Source organism: Streptomyces viridifaciens, assembly GCF_001888885.2.
Lineage (GTDB): Bacteria > Actinomycetota > Actinomycetes > Streptomycetales > Streptomycetaceae > Kitasatospora > Kitasatospora aureofaciens.
Genome location: NZ_CP090841.1, coordinates 4,612,141 through 4,629,803, shown reverse-complemented (window position 1 = coordinate 4,629,803; position 17,663 = coordinate 4,612,141). Strand labels below are relative to the sequence as shown.

Annotated in this window: 14 protein-coding genes; 4 read left to right on the top strand and 10 right to left on the bottom strand. The window is 72.9% G+C overall.

Features of this window, described 5'->3' with window-relative positions:
- Positions 1-83 precede the first annotated feature (83 nt).
- The 4 genes from pruA to BOQ63_RS27855 all read right to left on the bottom strand — a co-directional run bounded on the left by pruA (position 84) and on the right by BOQ63_RS27855 (position 4,268).
- Positions 84-1,709: an L-glutamate gamma-semialdehyde dehydrogenase gene (gene pruA / locus BOQ63_RS27870; protein ID WP_033350825.1), complete on the bottom strand. Its 1,626-nt coding sequence runs from the start codon at positions 1,707-1,709 to the stop codon at positions 84-86.
- Positions 1,710-1,850: 141 nt separating this feature from the next.
- The gene (locus BOQ63_RS27865) at positions 1,851-2,507 is read right to left on the bottom strand and encodes an HAD family hydrolase (RefSeq protein ID WP_072655159.1); all 657 of its coding nucleotides are present in this window, start codon (positions 2,505-2,507) and stop codon (positions 1,851-1,853) included.
- 51 nt (positions 2,508-2,558) lie between these two features.
- A complete protein-coding gene (locus tag BOQ63_RS27860) occupies positions 2,559-3,068 on the bottom strand; it encodes a DUF6912 family protein (protein ID WP_030283960.1) in 510 nt (169 codons plus the stop codon).
- A gap of 90 nt (positions 3,069-3,158) precedes the next feature.
- Complete coding sequence (locus BOQ63_RS27855) at positions 3,159-4,268, bottom strand: patatin-like phospholipase family protein (protein WP_191093593.1); 1,110 nt, start codon at positions 4,266-4,268, stop codon at positions 3,159-3,161.
- A gap of 336 nt (positions 4,269-4,604) precedes the next feature.
- On the opposite strand from BOQ63_RS27855, the gene BOQ63_RS27850 reads away from it, so the two are divergent.
- Complete coding sequence (locus tag BOQ63_RS27850; protein WP_150476146.1) at positions 4,605-5,108, top strand: Rv3235 family protein; 504 nt, start codon at positions 4,605-4,607, stop codon at positions 5,106-5,108.
- 77 nt (positions 5,109-5,185) lie between these two features.
- On the opposite strand, the gene secA is transcribed toward BOQ63_RS27850, so the two are convergent.
- A complete protein-coding gene (gene secA / locus BOQ63_RS27845) occupies positions 5,186-7,948 on the bottom strand; it encodes a preprotein translocase subunit SecA (RefSeq protein ID WP_030283953.1) in 2,763 nt (920 codons plus the stop codon).
- Between the two features lie 242 nt (positions 7,949-8,190).
- Here secA and BOQ63_RS27840 point away from each other — a divergent pair, with 242 nt between their 5' ends.
- Complete coding sequence (locus BOQ63_RS27840) at positions 8,191-8,748, top strand: GNAT family N-acetyltransferase (RefSeq protein ID WP_072655156.1); 558 nt, start codon at positions 8,191-8,193, stop codon at positions 8,746-8,748.
- A gap of 67 nt (positions 8,749-8,815) precedes the next feature.
- Complete coding sequence (locus tag BOQ63_RS27835) at positions 8,816-10,024, top strand: winged helix-turn-helix domain-containing protein (protein WP_030553230.1); 1,209 nt, start codon at positions 8,816-8,818, stop codon at positions 10,022-10,024.
- A 103-nt stretch (positions 10,025-10,127) separates the two neighbouring features.
- On the opposite strand, the gene BOQ63_RS27830 is transcribed toward BOQ63_RS27835, so the two are convergent.
- Together BOQ63_RS27830 and hpf are read right to left on the bottom strand one after the other, a co-directional pair.
- Positions 10,128-10,886 carry a response regulator gene (locus BOQ63_RS27830; protein ID WP_030283947.1) on the bottom strand — a complete coding sequence of 253 codons (759 nt, stop codon included), beginning with the start codon at positions 10,884-10,886 and terminating at the stop codon, positions 10,128-10,130.
- Positions 10,887-11,124: 238 nt separating this feature from the next.
- Entirely contained in the window at positions 11,125-11,820 is a 696-nt protein-coding gene (hpf, locus tag BOQ63_RS27825; protein WP_030283945.1) for a ribosome hibernation-promoting factor, HPF/YfiA family, read from the bottom strand.
- Between the two features lie 361 nt (positions 11,821-12,181).
- Between hpf and BOQ63_RS27820 the strand changes: the two genes are divergently transcribed.
- The gene (locus tag BOQ63_RS27820) at positions 12,182-12,904 is read left to right on the top strand and encodes a ComF family protein (RefSeq protein ID WP_094745267.1); all 723 of its coding nucleotides are present in this window, start codon (positions 12,182-12,184) and stop codon (positions 12,902-12,904) included.
- 52 nt (positions 12,905-12,956) lie between these two features.
- Here the strand turns inward: BOQ63_RS27820 and BOQ63_RS27815 are convergent, their stop codons facing one another.
- The 3 genes from BOQ63_RS27815 to mtrA form a co-directional block, all read right to left on the bottom strand.
- Positions 12,957-14,810, bottom strand: coding sequence for an LpqB family beta-propeller domain-containing protein (locus BOQ63_RS27815; protein WP_072655154.1), 1,854 nt, complete (start codon positions 14,808-14,810; stop codon positions 12,957-12,959).
- Positions 14,811-14,820: 10 nt separating this feature from the next.
- The gene (gene mtrB, locus BOQ63_RS27810) at positions 14,821-16,815 is read right to left on the bottom strand and encodes an MtrAB system histidine kinase MtrB (protein ID WP_078656714.1); all 1,995 of its coding nucleotides are present in this window, start codon (positions 16,813-16,815) and stop codon (positions 14,821-14,823) included.
- Positions 16,816-16,927: 112 nt separating this feature from the next.
- Positions 16,928-17,605 (bottom strand): MtrAB system response regulator MtrA, encoded by a 678-nt coding sequence (gene mtrA / locus BOQ63_RS27805; RefSeq protein WP_030283937.1) that lies wholly within the window; start codon positions 17,603-17,605, stop codon positions 16,928-16,930.
- Between the last annotated feature and the right edge of the window lie 58 nt (positions 17,606-17,663).

Here is a 17,663-nt window from a genome sequence, read left to right as displayed (position 1 = left end):
GGACAGGGACAGGGAGGCGCAAACCCGCAGGATGTCGGGTCCGTCCTGGACACCATGTCCAAACCGGAGGGTCATGTTCGCTTTCAGCCCATATGGGGGTACCCGTGGTGGGTCGGCGGCACGAAGGTCTCCTTGATCGCCCGGGCCGAGGTCCAGCGCAGCAGGTTCTGGGCGGCGCCCGCCTTGTCGTTGGTCCCGGAGGCCCGGGAGCCGCCGAAGGGCTGCTGTCCGACGACGGCGCCGGTGGGTTTGTCGTTGATGTAGAAGTTCCCGGCGGTGAAGCGCAGTTCCTCCACGGCCTGGGAGATCGCGTAGCGGTCCTGTGCGACCACCGCGCCGGTCAGGCCGTACGGGGCGCCCGAGTCGACCCGGCCGAGCACGTCGTCCCAGCGGGAGTCCTCGTAGACGTGGATCGCGAGGATCGGGCCGAAGTACTCGGTGCGGAAGATCTCGCCCCGGTGGTCGGAGGAGACCAGCACCGTCGGCCGGACGAACCAGCCGATCGCGTCGTCGTACTGGCCGCCGGCCACCAGCTCGACGGTCGGGTCGGCCTTGGCCCGCTCGATGGCGCCCCGGTTCTTCTCGAACGCGCGCTCGTCGATCAGGGCGCCCATGAAGTTGGACAGGTCGGTGACGTCGCCCACCGTGAGGGCGTCCACCTCGGCCAGGAAGTCGTCCTTGATCCTCAGCCAGAGGCTGCGCGGCAGGTAGGCGCGGGAGAGCGCCGAGCACTTCTGGCCCTGGTACTCGAAGGCGCCGCGGATCATCGCGGTCCTGAGGATCTCGGGGTCGGCCGAGCGGTGGGCCAGCAGGAAGTCCTTGCCGCCGGTCTCGCCGACGATCCTCGGGTACGTGCGGTAGCCGCCGATGTTGGCGCCGACGGTCTGCCAGAGCGACTGGAAGGTGGCGGTGGAGCCGGTGAAGTGCAGCCCGGCGAGCGCCGGGTCGGTGAGCGCCACCGGGGAGACCTGCAGCCCGTCGCCGGTGACCAGGTTGATCACCCCGGGCGGCAGGCCCGCCGCCTCCAGCAGCCGCATCAGGTGGTACGCGGCCAGGGTCTGGGTCGGCGCGGGCTTCCAGACCACGGTGTTGCCCATCAGGGCGGGGGCGGTCGGCAGGTTCCCGGCGATCGCGGTGAAGTTGAACGGGGTGACCGCGTAGACGAAACCTTCCAGCGGGCGGTGGTCGACCCGGTTCCACACCCCCGGGGAGGAGACCGGCTGGTCCGCCAGCACCTGCCGGGCGAAGTGCACGTTGAACCGCCAGAAGTCGATCAGCTCGCAGGCGGAGTCGATCTCGGCCTGCTGCACGGTCTTGGACTGGCCGAGCATCGTCGCCGCGTTGAGCGTCTCCCGCCAGGGCCCGGCCAGCAGTTCGGCGGCGCGCAGGAAGACGGCCGCCCGGTCGTCGAAGGGGAGCGCGCGCCACTGCCGCCCGGCCGCCAGCGCCGCGTCCACCGCCGCCCGGGCGTCCTCCCGGGTGGCGTTGCCGAGCACGCCCAGCTTGGCGGCGTGGTGGTGCGGCTGGACGACGTCGATCCGCTCACCGCCGCCGAAGCGCTGCTCGCCGCCGATGGTCATCGGCAGCGGGACCTGCTCGGCCGCCAGCTCGTCCAGCCGCCTGACCAGCCGGTCCCGCTCCGGGCTGCCGGGCGCGTACGCCTGCACCGGCTCGTTGACCGGGGTGGGCACCTCGGTGACTGCGTCGATGGGCATGGCGGCTCCGTCCTGGCTCTACCGGTGTCAGTCCAGCCTGACCAGGGCGGGGCGGATCCGCCCGTCCAGACACGCCAACGGCGGACGTGGCGCCCGCCACGTCCGCCGTCACGAACGCTCAGCCGGTCGAGCCGGTCAGCCGGTCAGCTGGCCGGCCAGCTCCACCGCCTCGGCCAGGCTGTCCACCACCGGGACGCCGACCGGCTCCAGCTTCTCCCGGGTGTGCGAGCCCCCGGTGTACAGGACGGCGTGGGCGCCCGCGTGCAGCGCCGCCAGGGCGTCGTCCGCGGCGTCGCCGATCAGCACCGTGCGGGCCGGGTCCACCCACTCGCCGAGCGCGGCCAGGTGCTTCGTCAGCTGGTCCGCCTTCTGGCCGCCGGGGGGACCGCTGCGGCCGTCCACCCGCAGGAAGCTGCCGGTCAGGCCGAAGGAGTCGACCAGCGGCACCAGCTTGTCGTGCACGTACATCGACAGCAGGGACTGGCTGTGCCCGGCCGCCTGCCAGCCCGCCAGCAGCTCGGGCACGCCCTCGGTCAGGCCGCAGGCCGGGCTGAGCTCGCGGTAGCGGTCCTGGAAGGCGTCGTCCAGCCGCTGCCACTCCTCCTGGGAGGGCATCCGGCCGAGCAGTCGCTCGTAGAAGCGGGGGATCGGGATCTCGTACTGCTCGCGGTACTGCTGCATGGTCATCGGCCCGACGCCGATGGTCGCGAACGCGGCGTTGCTCGCGCCGAGGACCGCGTCCATGTCGTGGAAGAGGGTGCCGTTCCAGTCCCAAACGATGTGAGTGCGCACGGGGCCAAACGGTAACCCGAACGGCCGACACGCCGGTAGGACGGGGCTCACTCAGCCCAGCAGGGACGGGATCTCCTGGGTCGCGTACCAGAGCAGGTCGTGGTCCTCCGCGCCGTCCACGGTGAACTGGGCGTCCTGGTCGCCCGAGTCGGCCGCGGCCACCGCCGCCACCGCCGCCGTGACGTCCTCGACCACCTCGTCGTCGGCCACGTCCGCGTGCACCGAGGCGGCCTTCGCCAGCTTCACCGGGCCGGGCAGCACCACCCGGCCGAGCGAGGCCTGGTCCTGGTACTCGTCGCCGGGGAAGGGGCGCACGGCCGAGTCGGCCACGTCCAGGGCCACCACGACGCGCCGGCGCGGTGCGGCCGGGTCGGCCGCCAGCAGCCGCAGCGAGGACTGGGCGGCCCGGTTCAGCGCCGCGTACTCCAGCTCCTCCAGGTCGTCGCTGACGTACCACTCGCGCAGCGCGGGCGTCACGGCGTAGGCCGCGGACGCCTCCAGGGCTCCGCCCTCGTGCGCCGCCGCCAGGCCGGTCAGGGTGGTGGGCACGTACACGCGCATCGGTGGCACTCTCCGGTTCGTCCAGCGGGGGTTCGTCCAGCGGCACAGCATCCAGCGCCCCAAGAATAAGCTCCGCCGGACCGCCCGTGATCACCTCGCGCCGGGTCCGCGCTCGGCGGCCAGCGCCGCCCGGCTGGTCCGCAGCGCGCTCTCCAGCACCTCGCCGCGGCGGGCCGGGTCCATCAGGTTCGGTCCCATCACCGCCAGGTCGGCCAGGGTGGGCGCGAGCAGCCGTACCCGGACGCCCTCGGCCCGCAGCAACGCGGCCTCGCGCAGCAGCTGGCGGGTGACCGCCCGGCGGTAGCGGCTGACCAGCTGGGCCAGCACGCCGCGCGGGCGGTCCCGGGCCCGCCACTCGCGCAGCGCGGCCAGGGTTCTGCGGTCGGAGCGCTCGGGCCGCGGTCCCAGCCGCAGGGCCATCGGGGCCAGCACGTACACCTCGTCCAGGCCGCGGCCGAGCAGCAGGTCGGCGCTGGTCGCCGACCAGCAGCCGCCGTCCACGTACGCCGAACCGTCCAGGCGCACCGGCGCGAACCAGCCGGGGATGGCGCAGGAGGCCATCACGGCGTCGGCCACCGCGACGGCCGGGGCCTCCGGGTCGCCGAAGACCACCCGGTGGCCGCTGCGGTAGTCCACCGCCGCCACCCGCAGCGGCGCGGCGGCCGCGCTCGGCGCCACCCCCGCCGCAGTCGGACCCGAACTCCCCGGAGCCGGCCAGCCGCCCGGGCCGAACAGCCCGCGCACCAGTTCGCCGACCGGCGCCAGCGAGCCGCGGCCGTGCGGCGCCATTGCCGAGACCATGGTCAGCAGCGGGTACTCCCGCGGGTGCCGGACGGCGTCGCGCAGCAGGTCGGGCGAGCCGATCCCGGCCCGCGGGCGCTGCGGCAGCGCACCGCCCACCGCCGTCTCGTAGTCGAAGGCCACCCCGGCCAGCGGGCCCTCGGTGACCGCCAGGCCGCGCTGGTGGTCGCGCAACTGCTCGGGGGGCACGCCCCCGGCCAGCAGCGCGGCCAGGATCGCGCCCGCCGAGGTGCCGAGCAGGAGGTCCGCCTCACCCGGCCGGAGCCCGGTGACCTCCTCGACGGCGCACAGAGCGCCGACCGTCCAGGCCGCGCCGAGCATTCCGCCGCCGCCCAGCACCAGGCCGCGCCGGGGCGCGCCGCCGGGGCTCGTCCCCGACACCGCCGTCCGTGTGGTCATCCCGGCTGTCGTCATCCCGGCCGCCCGTCGTCGTTGGGAGCGGGTCAGGCTACCGATGGTGCGCGCGGGCGGACGGGCGGCGCAACGGGAACCGGGCCCGGAGTCACCCGGTCCGCCGTACCGGGGCGTCCCCTTTCGGGCTCTCCGGCCCGTCCCCGCACGTCAACCCACCGCCTGCGGGGGTACGCGCCGGGCCCGTCGCCGCACTGGGCGACTCACCCGGATAGGTGAACTTCGCACCGGTCTCCCGCCCACTCGAAAACGCGTTGCCGTGCCGCCCGGGCCGCCGCCAGCCTGGACCCGTCCGTACCCGCACCACCCTTGCCGGAGGCCACCGTGACCGCGCAGCTCAACAGCGACCCCAGCGCCCGACCCAGCACCCGCCCCACCGCCCGCCCGCACCGGCGCGGCCGCGCCTCCGGCGGCTGGGACCCGGCCGGGCGCCGGCCGCGCCACCCGCGCGCCGTCTGCGACGGCACCGCCCGGGTCACCGGGGCCACCGGCCCGGCCCGCCACGACGCGGGGGCGCTCGCCGCCCGCTTCGCCCACCAGCTGGTCGAGGTGCTCACCGGCGCCCGGCCCTCCGGCCAGCTGATGCGGCACACCAGCCTGGACGGCTACGGGCAGCTCGCCTCGCTGGTCCGGGCCGGGGCGCTGCGCCGCGGCGGCCCCGCCGACCGGCCCCGGCTCGGCCCGGTGCACGACCGGTCACCCTCGCCCGACGCCGTCGAGGCCTGCGTCCGGGTCGACCTGGGCCGGCGGCACCACATGGTGGCCTTCCGGCTGGAGCAGCGCGGCCCGGCCGGCCAGTGGCAGTGCACCGCCGTGGAGGCCCGATGACGGCCACAGCGCGCGGGACGGCGCAGGGCGCCGCCCCAGTACGGAAGCGGCGCCCTGCGTTGCGTGCTGTGCGTGGATCAAACCTTGCGGCGGCGGCCCTTGGCGGACTTGGCGGCCTTGCGGCGCTCGGCGCGGGTCATCCCGTCGCCCTCGTCCTCCGGCACGGTGTCCTCGAAGTCGCCCTCGACCACACCGCCGCCGACCTCCTCCGAGGGGGCCGTGTAGTGCAGCCGCTGCGGCTTCGGGGCCTCCAGGCCCTTGGCCTTGATCTCCGGGCGGGCGGCGTCCTTCTCCAGCTTGTCGAGCACCACCTCGGCGTCCTCGACCGGGACCTCCTCGACCTGCTGCTCGACCTGGACCTCCAGGTTGAACAGGTAGGCGACGGACTCCTCCTTGATGCCCTCCATCATCGCGGTGAACATGTCGAAGCCCTCGCGCTGGTACTCGACCAGCGGGTCGCGCTGCGCCATGGCCCGCAGGCCGATGCCCTCCTGGAGGTAGTCCATCTCGTAGAGGTGCTCGCGCCAGCGGCGGTCCAGCACCGACAGCACCACGCGGCGCTCCAGCTCGCGCAGGATCTCCTCGCCGAGCTGGTCCTCGCGGGCGCCGTACTGCGCCTGGATGTCCTCCTGAACGACCTTGATCAGGAACTCGGGGGTCAGGCCGGACGGGCCGCCGACCTCCTCCTCCAGCTCCGCCAGGTCCAGGGTGATCGGGTAGAGCTGCTTGAACGCGGTCCAGAGCTTGTCGAGGTCCCAGTCGTCCTCGAAGCCCTCGCCGGTGGCCGCCTTGACGTAGGCCTCGACGGTGTCGTCCATGAAGTGGCCGACCTGCTCCTGGAGGTCCTCGCCCTCCAGGACGCGGCGGCGCTCGCCGTAGATGACCTCGCGCTGGCGGTTGAGCACCTCGTCGTACTTCAGGACGTTCTTGCGGATCTCGAAGTTCTGCTGCTCGACCTGGGTCTGCGCGGAGGCGATCGCGCGGGTGACCATCTTGGACTCGATCGGCACGTCCTCGGGCACGTTGGCCATCGAGAGCACGCGCTCGACCATGCCGGCCTTGAACAGGCGCATCAGGTCGTCGCCCAGCGACAGGTAGAAGCGGGACTCGCCCGGGTCGCCCTGACGGCCGGAGCGGCCGCGCAGCTGGTTGTCGATCCGGCGGGACTCGTGCCGCTCGGTGCCGAGGACGTAGAGGCCGCCGGCCTCCTTGACCTCCTCCTGCTCGGCCTTGACCGAGGCCTTGGCCTTCTCCAGCGCCTCCGGGAACGCGGCCTCGTACTCCTCCGGGTTGTCGCTCGCGGAGAGCCCGCGCTGGGCCAGCTCGGCCGCCGCGAGGTGGTCCGGGTTGCCGCCGAGCATGATGTCGGTGCCGCGGCCGGCCATGTTGGTGGCGACGGTGACGGCGCCCTTGCGGCCGGCCTGCGCGACGATCTGCGCCTCGCGCTCGTGGTGCTTGGCGTTCAGCACCTCGTGCGGGATGCCGCGCTTGCGCAGCTCCTGCGACAGGTACTCGGACTTCTCGACCGACACGGTGCCGACCAGCACCGGCTGGCCCTTCTCGTGCTTCTCGGCGATGTCCTCGACCACGGCGGCGAACTTGGCCGGCTCCGACTTGTAGATCAGGTCGGGCTGGTCGATGCGCAGCGGCGTCTTGTTGGTCGGGATCGGCACCACGCCGAGCTTGTAGATCTGGTGGAACTCGGCGGCCTCGGTGGTGCCGGTACCGGTCATGCCGGAGAGCTTGTCGTACAGACGGAAGAAGTTCTGCAGGGTGATGGTGGCCAGGGTCTGGTTCTCGTTCTGGACCTCCACACCCTCCTTGGCCTCGATCGCCTGGTGCATGCCCTCGTTGTAGCGGCGCCCGGCCAGGATGCGGCCGGTGTGCTCGTCGACGATCATGACTTCGCCGTTCATGACGACGTAGTCCTTGTCCTTCTTGTACAGCTCCTTCGCCTTGATGGCGTTGTTCAGGAAGCCGACGAGCGGGGTGTTCACCGACTCGTAGAGGTTGTCGATGCCGAGGTAGTCCTCGACCCGGGTGACACCCTCCTCCAGGACGCCGACGGTGCGCTTCTTCTCGTCGACCTCGTAGTCGCGGTCGATCTTCAGGCGCAGCACCAGCTTGGCGAAGTCGGCGTACCACTTGGTCGCCTGGTCCGCCGGGCCGGAGATGATCAGCGGGGTGCGGGCCTCGTCGATGAGGATCGAGTCGACCTCGTCGACGATCGCGAAGTTGTGGCCGCGCTGGACGAGTTCGTCCTTCGACCAGGCCATGTTGTCGCGCAGGTAGTCGAAGCCGAACTCGTTGTTCGTGCCGTACGTGATGTCCATCGCGTACTGGCGCTTGCGCTCGGCGGGCGTCATGTTGGCCAGGATCACGCCGACTTCGAGGCCGAGGAAGCGGTGCACCCGGCCCATCCACTCCGAGTCGCGCTCGGCGAGGTAGTCGTTGACGGTGATCAGGTGGACGCCCTTGCCGGTCAGCGCGTTCAGGTACGCGGGCAGGGTGCCGACCAGGGTCTTGCCCTCACCGGTGCGCATCTCGGCGACGTAGCCGAGGTGCAGGGCCGCACCGCCCATCAGCTGGACGTCGTAGTGCCGCTGGCCGAGAACGCGCTTGGCGGCCTCGCGGACGGTGGCGAACGCCTCGGGGAGGATGTCGTCCAGCGTCTCGCCGTCCGCGAGCCGCTGCTTGTACTCGTCGGTCAGCGCACGCAGCTCGGCGTCGGTGAGGTTGACGAAGTCCTCTTCGATGGAGTTGACCTGGGCAGCAATCCGCTGCAGCTTGCGAAGGATCTTGCCTTCGCCGGCGCGCAGGATCTTGTCGAAGACGGACACTTGAGCGGGCTCCTTGCCTGTATTGGCACTGGACGACTGCACGGCGGGTCCACCCCACCGCACGGGCCATCGTATGCGAGGAGTCCAATGCCTCGGGAGGTGCGTCAGCACGGTATTCCCGTGTCACCCGCGCGTGCACATGGATCGATAGCACCGTCCACCGGGACAAATCGGTCGGCAGGCCGGGGAGTTGGCCGACTATTCGGATGCCCGCATTCCCCTCACGGGGAAATAATCCGCCCATGGAACAGCCGCGGGGCGAACTCGCCACCCTCACCACCGACCGCCTGGTCCTGCGGGCCCCGCGGGAATCGGACATCGACGCGATCTTCGCCGCCTGCCAGGACACGGAGATCCAGCGCTGGACGGTCGTCCCCGTCCCCTACCGCCGCGAGGACGCCGAGTTCTTCGTCCGTACCCTGGCCCCCGAGGGGCTGGCCGCCGACGCCGAGTACATCTGGTGCGTGGTCGAGAGCGGAACGGGACGCCTGGTCGGCACCCAGGCGGTCACGCGCAAGCCCGGCGACCCGAACGCCGCCTCGGTCGGCTGGTGGACGGCGAAGGAGCAGCGCGGCCGCGGCTACACCGTCGAGGCGGCCCGCACGGTCGCCCGCTGGGCGCTCACCGACCTCGGGCTGCGCCGCCTCCAGTGGCTCGCCTACGTCGGCAACGAGGGCTCGCGGGCGGTCGCCGAGCGGGTCGGCTACCGCCCCGAGGGCACCCTGCGGTCGTACGCCGAACAGCGCGGCGTCTTCCACGACGCCTGGGTCGCCTCGCTGCTCCCGTCCGACCTGGACTGAGCACCCCGGTTCGCCCCCTCCCCGGGGCCCGGCCCCGCTGTCGGTGCCCCCGGCTACGCTCGCCGGCATGACCGCCGCCGCTGCCCACCACGCCCCCGTCACCGTCCTGAGCGCCGACGACGCCCGCCGGATCGCCCTGCGCGCCCAGGGCCTGCTGGGCGCTCCCGACCGCCGGGGCGGAGTGCGCGGGGTGCTGCGGCACCTGGGCGCCGTCCAGCTGGACACCATCTCGGTGCTGGCCCGCTCGCACGAGCTGGTGCCGTACGCCAGGCTCGGGGCGGTCGGCCGCCCTGCGGTCGAGGCGGCCTACTGGGGCGCGGGCACCAGCTTCGAGTACTGGTCGCACGCGGCCTGCATCCTGCCGGTCGAGGAGTGGCCGCTGTTCGCCTTCCGGCGCCGCCGCTACCGCGAGCGCGGCCACCTCTGGGGCCACCAGGTCGCACCCGAGACGTACCGGGCGGTGCTCGACCAGCTGCGCGCCGAGGGGCCGTTGACCTCCACCGAGCTGGGCGGGGCCAAGCGGACCGCCGAGTGGTGGGACTGGTCCGACACCAAGATCGCGGTCGAACGGGCGCTGGCCTTCGGCGACGTGGTCTGCACCGAGCGCCGCAGCTGGAAGCGGGTCTACGCCCTGGCCGAACAGGCGATCCCCGACGCCCTGTTCGGACAGGACCGGTCCGACGAGGACTGCGTGCGCACCCTGGTGGCCCAGGCCGGCGCCGCGCTCGGCGTGGCCACCCGGGCCGACCTGCTGGACTACCACCGGCTGCGCGCCGAGCAGTTGGACCCGGTGCTCGCGGACAGCGGCCTGGTCCCGGTCCAGGTGGCCGGCTGGGGCCCGGGCGGCACCACGGCCGCGGCCTGGGCCGACCCGGCCGCGCTCGCCGCCGCCCCGCGCGGGCGCCACCGCACCACGCTGCTCTCGCCGTTCGACTCGCTGATCTGGGACCGTGCCCGCACCGAACGGATCTTCGGCATGACCCACCGGCTGGAGGCCTACACGCCCAAGCACAAGCGGGTGCACGGCTACTTCGCGATGCCGCTGCTGGCCGGCGGCCGGCTGGTCGGCCGGGTCGACCCGGCCCGCGAGGGCCGCACCCTGGTCGCCCGGCAGGTCTCGCTGGCCGACGGCCGGGGAGGCGGCTCCCGCCATCTGGAGGCACTGGCCGCCGCCCTGCGCGAGGCGGCCGCCTGGGTCGGCTGCGACGGGGTGCGGGTCGAGGCGCTGCACGACGAACGGCTGCGCCCGACCCTGGAGAAGCTGCTCGCGGAATAGGCAGCGGCGGCGGCCCCACTCGCCCCGCGGCCCCACTCCCCCGTGCCGCCGCCGACTCCCCGGCGCCGTTCCCCCGGTGGCACCGCTCACCCCGTGGCGCCGTTCACCCTATTTCGAGGATCTTCTCCCGCATCGCGTACACCACGGCCTCCATCCTGGAGTGCAGCTGGAGCTTCTCCAGGATGTTGCGGACGTGGTTCTTCACGGTGTTCTCGCTGATGAACAGCTCCTTGGCGATCTCCCGGTTGTTCATCCCGGTCGCCACCAGCTTCAGCACCTCCAGCTCCCGGTCGGTGAGCCGGGGCGCCGGCACCAGGTCCCGGTCGTCGGAGCGCCGCTGGATCATCGACTTGAACTCGGTGAGCAGCTTGGAGGCCATCGACGGGCTGATCTGCGACTGCCCGTCGGCCACCGCGCGGATCGCGGTGGCGACCTCGTCGGTGGAGATCTCCTTGAGCAGGTAGCCGGTGGCCCCCGCCTTGATCGCCTCGTAGAGGTCGGCCTCCTCGTCGCTTATCGTCAGCATGATGATCTTGGTGCTGGGCGCCACGTCCTTGATCGCGGTGCAGGCCTCGATCCCGCTGCGGCGCGGCATCCGGACGTCCATCAGGATGATGTCGGGCAGCAGGTCGGCGGCCTTCAGCACGGCCTCGGCGCCGTCCCCGGCCTCGCCGACGACCTTGATGTCCGGCTCCTCCGCGAGCACGATCTCCAGCCCCCGGCGGAACAGGGCGTGGTCGTCCACCACCAGGACGCGGATCGGCTCACCCCGGTGCGGCGCGTACGCGGGTTCCTCCTCCGGCCCCGGTGGCAGCCCGGCGCCCGGTCCCGCTGCGGGCCCCAGCCCGAAGTGATCCCCCATCCGCTCCTCCCCCTTCGCGGGTCGACGTGCGCCCAATCATTCCACGCCCCGCCGTCGCCGCGGTCACCCTCCGATGCCGATTCCCCCGCATCGGGTGACCCCGGGAGGCAACTGATCCGAGCACCGTTCGAGCCCGTCCCACCGGGCGCGCCCGAAACGGGCGGAACGCCCCGGAACACCGGTGACCCCGGCGGCGGGCGCCACCGGGGTCACCTCCCCGTCACTGCCGTCGGAACGGTCAGTCCTCGTCGTCGAACCGACCGATCGCACCGCCCGCACCACTGGCCACGCCGGCCGCCATGTCCGGCTGCACGTGGATGACACCGTAGTGGTAGCCGTGCCGGCGGTAGACGACGCTGGGCAGACCGCTGTCCTTCTCCACGAAGAGGTAGAAGTCGTGGCCGACCAGCTCCATCTCGTAGAGCGCCTGGTCCAGCGCCATGGGGGCGGCCGAGTGCGTCTTCTCCCGGACCACCAGCGGGCCTTCGCCCTCCACTTCCAGGGATCCCATCATGGTCTTGCGGACGGCCCCGTTGGTCTCGCCCTCCTGCGCCGTCGTGTCCGGCAGCGCGGCCAGGGCCGCGGTCGCCTCGGCGACGCTGATCGGAGTGCGGCCGTTGGCGCCGCCCTTGTGCACCCGACGCCGGTCAGCCGACTTGCGCAGCTGCGCGTCGAGCTTCGCCGCGGCCAGGTCGAGCGCGGCGTACGCGTCGGCGGCGGCGGCTTCGGCCCGGATCACCGGGCCCCGGCTGCGAAGAGTGATCTCCACGCGGTCCGACCGGTCGGCCTGCCGCGGGTTGTGCTCCTTGGACACCTCGACGTCGAGGCTGATCACCTTGCCGTCGAACTTCTGGACCTTCTCCAGCTTCTCGGCCACGTGCTCGCGGAACCTCTTGGGCACCTCGGTCTTGCGGCCCTTGACGACGATGTCCACGCAGAACTCCGATCCCTCGTGCTGACGCCGATCCGGGTGCTACCGGACCGGACTGAGTTCCAGCTGGACCAGCCCATCCACTGCCGGCCCCCGCCGCCAGCGGCGGGAACGACTGGCCCTCATCTCACTTCCTCCCCATCAGGGACGGTTGAAACCCCCTGGGCCTCATCGAACACCTCACAGGGAGTTTTCGCCTCCCCAGGCGGGATGGGGGATATGACCCGATACTTCGGGCTGGCGGTCAAACTGTTGCACCACGTCTACCCCCCTGTGGGTGAAGCAAAGGTAAATACCTGGACAACGCCCCCCATACGGCGCATCCTTTGCTGACTCTCCGTGCCTGCCGCCGCCAGGAGCAGCCGTGCCGCCGTCCCACTCCCCCGCCCCTCCGCCGTCCGCACGGACACCGTTCGGCCACGCACTGGCCGGGCTGCTGGACGTCCTGCTCCCCGCGAACTGCGCCGGCTGCGGCGCCGAACGCACCCAGCTCTGCCCGGCCTGCCGGCACGCCCTGACCGCCGCCCGCCCCGGCCCCACCCTGCTGCCCTGGGCGCACGCCGCGGCGCCGTACACCGGCCCGGTGCGGCAGCTGCTGCTCGCCCACAAGGAACGCGGCGCGCTGCGGCTGGCCGGTCCGCTCGGCGAGGCGCTCGGAGGGGCGGTGCGCTCCGTGCTCGGGGCCCGGGCCGGGGCCGCGCCGCTGCTGCTGGTACCGATGCCCTCGGCCCGCGCGGCCGTCCGGGCCCGCGGCCACGACCCGACGCTGCGGCTGGCCGGGGCCGCCGCCCGGTCGCTGCGCCGGGCCGGTCTGGACGCCCGGGCCGCGCCGCTGCTGCGGCACACCCGTCCGGTCGCCGACCAGACCGGGCTGAACGCCGCCGAGCGGCGGCGCAACCTGCACGGCGCGCTCACCGTGCTACCGCGCGCCCGCACCGGCCTGGCCGGCCGTCAGCCGGTGCTGGTGGACGACCTGGTGACCACCGGGGCGAGCCTGGCTGAGGCCGCCCGGGCGCTGGCCGACGCCGGACTGCCGGCCCGGGCCGCCGCCACGGTCGCGGCCACCTCGGTGCAGCCGCCGGTCTGAGGCCCTCGGACCGGGGCCGCCACTCCGAGCCCGCCGGGCCGGGGCCCGCCGATCAGCCCACGTAGAAGTACGAGCGCGCCTTGTCCACCAACTGGGCTTCCCGCCACTGGTTGTTGACCAGCCGGTAGACCGTCCCGCCCGCCACCGCGAGCACCGGCGACGGCTGGGCCAGGAGGTACCCGCGGGACTCCGCCGCCGAGATGGACTGCGGGGAGGACGGCAGTCCGTTGCCGGTCTGCAGCTGACTGTCCGTGCTCTGCGAGCCGTCGGTGCTGATGTAGTACAGCTGCTGGGGACGGTCGGCCTCCTTGCCGAGCACCAGCAGCTGGTCGGTCTCCGTCCAGGACACCGAGGCGACGTCGGTGAGCGAGGGGGCCCCGGGGCGCACCCCGGTGATCCTCGCGGTCGGCGCCCCCGGCGTGCCGCCGTGCTCCACCAGTCCGAACTCCAGCGAGCTGCCCGTCACACCGAGTGACTTGACCACCAGCGCGATCCGGGCGCCGTCCGAGGAGATCTTCACCGCCTGCACCGTCTGCCCGGTCAGCAGCCCCTCGACCGGGACGGTGTACGTCTTGCCGCCGCGCACCATGACCACCCGCGGGGCCTGCGGGTTGCGGTCCACCACCCAGAGGTCGCCCCGGCCGTCCCAGGTCGGCGAGGTCAGGCCGTCGTCCTTGGCGCCGGCCTTCACCGGCGAGCTGAGCACCGGTTCGGGCAGCACCCCCGTGCCGGCCGCCAGCGGCACCGAGTAGAGCTGGTGGCCGTCGTCCGAGAGCGCGGCGGCCTGGGAGCCGTCCCGGCTGACCGCGACGTTCCCCAGCTGGGGCGTGCCGCTCGCGTGCGGCTTGCCCAGCACCCCGGGCACCGGATCGCCGCTGCGGCCCTCGTCGGCCACCATCAGCACGCCGTTGTCGGCGCGCTGGTAGTACTGCTGGACGGGCAGCCGGCCGGCCAGCGCGCCGGGGCCGACGGCCTGGTCGTCGTTGCGGCTGGCCGTGCAGGAGCCGCGCTGCCCCTTCAGCTCCAGCCGGTCGACCTGCCCCTTCCCCTGGTCGGCGAAGGTGTAGTAGAGCTGGGTCGCCATCCGGCGGCAGGCCGCCGCGTCGCCCAGGTCCGCGCCGCCGAGCTGCACATGGGCGACCCGGCTGTCGTCGAGGGCCACCTTGTCGACGGTGGTGCCGCTCGGGAAGGCCGTCCGGGCCACCGGTGCGAGCCAGTGGGAGGGCCCCGCGACCAGCGCGTTGGCGGCCGCGGTCAGCGGGTCGATCCGCCGCCGCAGGTAGATCGGGTCGGCGATCAGCACCTCCTGGCCGCTGCCGGAGCCCGGCACGGACGGGTCGGGGGCGGTGTAGAAGAACCGCTCGACCTGCCGGAAGCTGTTCCGGAAGTTGGTCTCGTTCATGATCACGCCGGCGGGCAGCTGGGCGATCCGCCACTCACCGTCCTCCCGCGTGAAGGTGAAGTCGAGGACCTTGTTGTTGTTCGGCCCCGCCACCATCACGTACGAGCGCTTCTCGTCGACCGTGGCCAGCAGCTGCCCGGACACCGTCTCGGAGTACTCGGTGTCCTTGTCGTTGACGACCTGGTCGGGCGCGATCTGCGTGGCGGAGAGCACCTGGATGCCCGCGTCCGGGTTCCAGGTCGCGGCGGCGTGCCCGGTGAGGTACTTGCGCGCGGTCTCGTACCCCTCGTCGGCGGTCACCGCGTCCAGGAACCCGGTCAGCAGCTCACGCGGCTTGGCGCCCTTGGCGGGCGCCACCGGGAACACCCTGGCCTGCAGGTTCTTGTCGGCCGAGCCCTGCGACAGCTCCACCTTGGCGATGCCGCCGGAGTCCGGCATGGCCGCGCAGCCGCTCGCCACCAGGGCGCCGAGCACCGCACCGGCCACCGCCACGAGCCGCGGCACGGGGCCGGTCTCAGTCCTGTTGCTCGTCCTTCGCACGCTGCGACCCCTCCAGGTCCGTACCACCCGTCACGTCCGGTTCCGCCGTCCGCTGTGCCACCGACGGCCGTCCCGGCGTCGGGTCCACCATGACCTGGGCGCCGGTGGCACCGTAACCGGCCCCCGCCGTCCGCACGTCCGAGGGGTCCGAGCGCGGCCCCTCCGGCAGCCGGTTCCGGCCCAGGCCGGGGCCGATGTTCAGCACTCCGCCGAGCCCGCTGCCCAGCCCGTTGCCGGTCCCGTCCGGCGCCTCGCCCTGCTCCTCGGCGGCGGCCATGGCCGTCGAACCGGTCGGGGCGATCGCCCGGCGGTACGGCGTGCCGTACGCGCCCAGGCCCCGGTTGTTGCGGGAGTCCTCCGGCTCGAGCCGGAACGGCGCCCGGTTGATCTCGCCGCCGCGGGTGCGCGGCAGGGTGAGCCGGAAGTGCGAGCCGCCGCCGGGCTCGCCCCAGGCCTGGAGCCAGCCGCCGTGCAGGTGGGCGTCCTCGACGGCGATGGACAGGCCCAGCCCGGTGCCGCCGGTGGTGCGCACCCGGGACGGGTCCGCCCGCCAGAAGCGGTGGAACACCCGGGACGCCTCGCCCGGCTTGAGGCCGATGCCGTAGTCGCGCACGCCGACCGCGACCGCGCCGTCCGCCGAGCCCAGCCGGACCACCACGTCGCGGCCCTCGCCGTGCTCCAGCGCGTTGACCACCAGGTTGCGCAGGATGCGCTCGATCCGGCGGGAGTCCACCTCGGCCAGCACCGGCTCGCTGTCGCCGCGGATGATCACGGTGCTGCCCTTGGCCTGGGCCAGCGGGTCGGCGGCCTCCACCACCCGGCCGACGATCTCTCGCAGGTCGACCGGCTCGGCGTCCAGGATCGCGGCGCCGGCGTCGAAGCGGCTGATCTCCAGCAGGTCGGCGAGCAGCGACTCGAAGCGGTCCAGCTGGCCCTGCAGCAGCTCCGCCGAGCGGGCCGCCATCGGGTCCAGGTCCTCGCGGCTGTCGTAGATCAGGTCGGCGGCCATCCGGACCGTGGTCAGCGGGGTGCGCAGCTCGTGCGAGACGTCCGAGACGAAGCGCCGCTGCACCCGGGACAGCTCCTCCAGCTGGCGGATCTGCGCCTGCAGGGCGTTGGCCATTCGGTTGAACGACTCCCCGAGGCGGGCGATGTCGTCCGTCCCGGTCACCTTCATCCGCTCTTCCAGGTGCCCGTCGGCGAGCCGCTCGGAGATGCCCGCGGCCATCCGCACCGGGGTGACCACCTGGCGCACCACGACCCAGGCGATGCCGCCCATCAGGATCACCACGAACACGCCGGCGGTCGCCAGGGTGCCGGTGATCAGGTTGAGGGTGTCGGTCTCCTGGCCGAAGGAGAACACGTAGAACAGCTGGTAGCTGGTGTTGGCGGGGCCGACGAACTGCATGCCGAGGGCCAGGCCGGGCTCGCTCTTGCCGCCGGCCTCGGGCGAGCGGTGGATCCGGGTCGGCTGGTCGAACATCTGGCCGGGCTCTTCGATGAGCTTGGCGCGCAGGGTGTCCGGGACGCTGCTGGGCTGGATGTCGCCCGAGTAGCGCGGCGCGAAGCCGGCGCTGTCGGGGACGACCGCCCCGGTGCCGGGGGCCATCGCGATCACCGAGTAGACCGTCTGCCCGCTCGCGGCCAGGTCGTTGACCTGGCGCAGCAGCCAGGTGCCGGTCTCGCCGGTGCTCGGGTCGACGGCGCCCCGCAGGTTCTGGTCCCGGGCCTCGTCGATCTTCTTCTGCTCGACCTGGAAACCGATCCGGGCCTGCGCCCGGGCGGCGTCGATCTTGGTGTCGAGCAGGCCGTTGCGCACCTGCGCCACCACGACCACGCCCAGCACCAGCACCACCGCGATGGAGGCCAGCAGGGACACCGCGACCACGCGCACCTGGATCGACCGGTGGTACAGCACGGCCACCTTGCGGGCCGGGCGCCGGAGCTGACGCTTCATCAGGCCGAACATCCCGGAGGGGCCGCGACGGCGGCGGGTGGTCGAACTCAGCACGTCCCCGCGCACGGCCCCCGCCCCGTCGGTCGCGGAACCCGACGGGGTGCCCTCAGCCCGCTCCGACACGTCAGCTGGGTCCGGCCTTGTAGCCGACGCCGCGGACGGTCACCACGATCTCGGGGCGCTCCGGGTCCTTCTCGATCTTGGAGCGCAGTCGCTGCACGTGGACGTTGACCAGGCGGGTGTCCGCCGCGTGGCGGTAGCCCCAGACCTGCTCCAGCAGCACCTCGCGGGTGAACACCTGCCAGGGCTTGCGGGCCAGCGCGACCAGCAGGTCGAACTCCAGCGGGGTCAGCGGGATGCTGCGCCCGTCCCGCTTCACCGAGTGGCCGGCCACGTCGATCACCAGGTCGCCGATGGTCAGCTGCTCGGGCGTCGGCTCCTCGGCGCGGCGCAGCCGGGCGCGCACCCGGGCCACCAGCTCCTTGGGCTTGAACGGCTTGGTGACGTAGTCGTCGGCGCCGGACTCCAGGCCCACCACGACGTCGACCGTGTCGGTCTTCGCGGTCAGCATGACGATCGGGACGCCGGACTCCGCCCGGATCTGCCGGCACACGTCGATGCCGTCCCGGCCGGGCAGCATCAGGTCGAGCAGGACCAGGTCGGGCTTGCTCTCCCGGAACGCGGCTAGCGCCTTGTCCCCATCCGCGACGAAAAACGGCTCAAAACCCTCACCACGCAACACGATGCCGAGCATCTCGGCCAGTGCGGAGTCGTCATCAACGACGAGGACGCGTCCCTTCATGCGTCCATCTTCTCATTACCGGATTGTGACCTGCCGCACAGCAGTGCCAATGCTCCAG

What these genes read in the sequence shown, in the direction of transcription:
- BOQ63_RS27860 (WP_030283960.1), bottom strand. Translation starts at nt 3,068, where the DNA reads ATGCGCGTGTACGTGCCCACCACCCTGACCGGCCTGGCGGCGGCGCAC.
- BOQ63_RS27855 (WP_191093593.1), bottom strand. Translation starts at nt 4,268, where the DNA reads ATGACCACACGGACGGCGGTGTCGGGGACGAGCCCCGGCGGCGCGCCC.
- BOQ63_RS27840 (WP_072655156.1), top strand. Translation starts at nt 8,191, where the DNA reads ATGGAACAGCCGCGGGGCGAACTCGCCACCCTCACCACCGACCGCCTG.
- BOQ63_RS27835 (WP_030553230.1), top strand. Translation starts at nt 8,816, where the DNA reads ATGACCGCCGCCGCTGCCCACCACGCCCCCGTCACCGTCCTGAGCGCC.
- BOQ63_RS27830 (WP_030283947.1), bottom strand. Translation starts at nt 10,886, where the DNA reads ATGGGGGATCACTTCGGGCTGGGGCCCGCAGCGGGACCGGGCGCCGGG.
- mtrB (WP_078656714.1), bottom strand. Translation starts at nt 16,815, where the DNA reads ATGTTCGGCCTGATGAAGCGTCAGCTCCGGCGCCCGGCCCGCAAGGTG.
- mtrA (WP_030283937.1), bottom strand. Translation starts at nt 17,605, where the DNA reads ATGAAGGGACGCGTCCTCGTCGTTGATGACGACTCCGCACTGGCCGAG.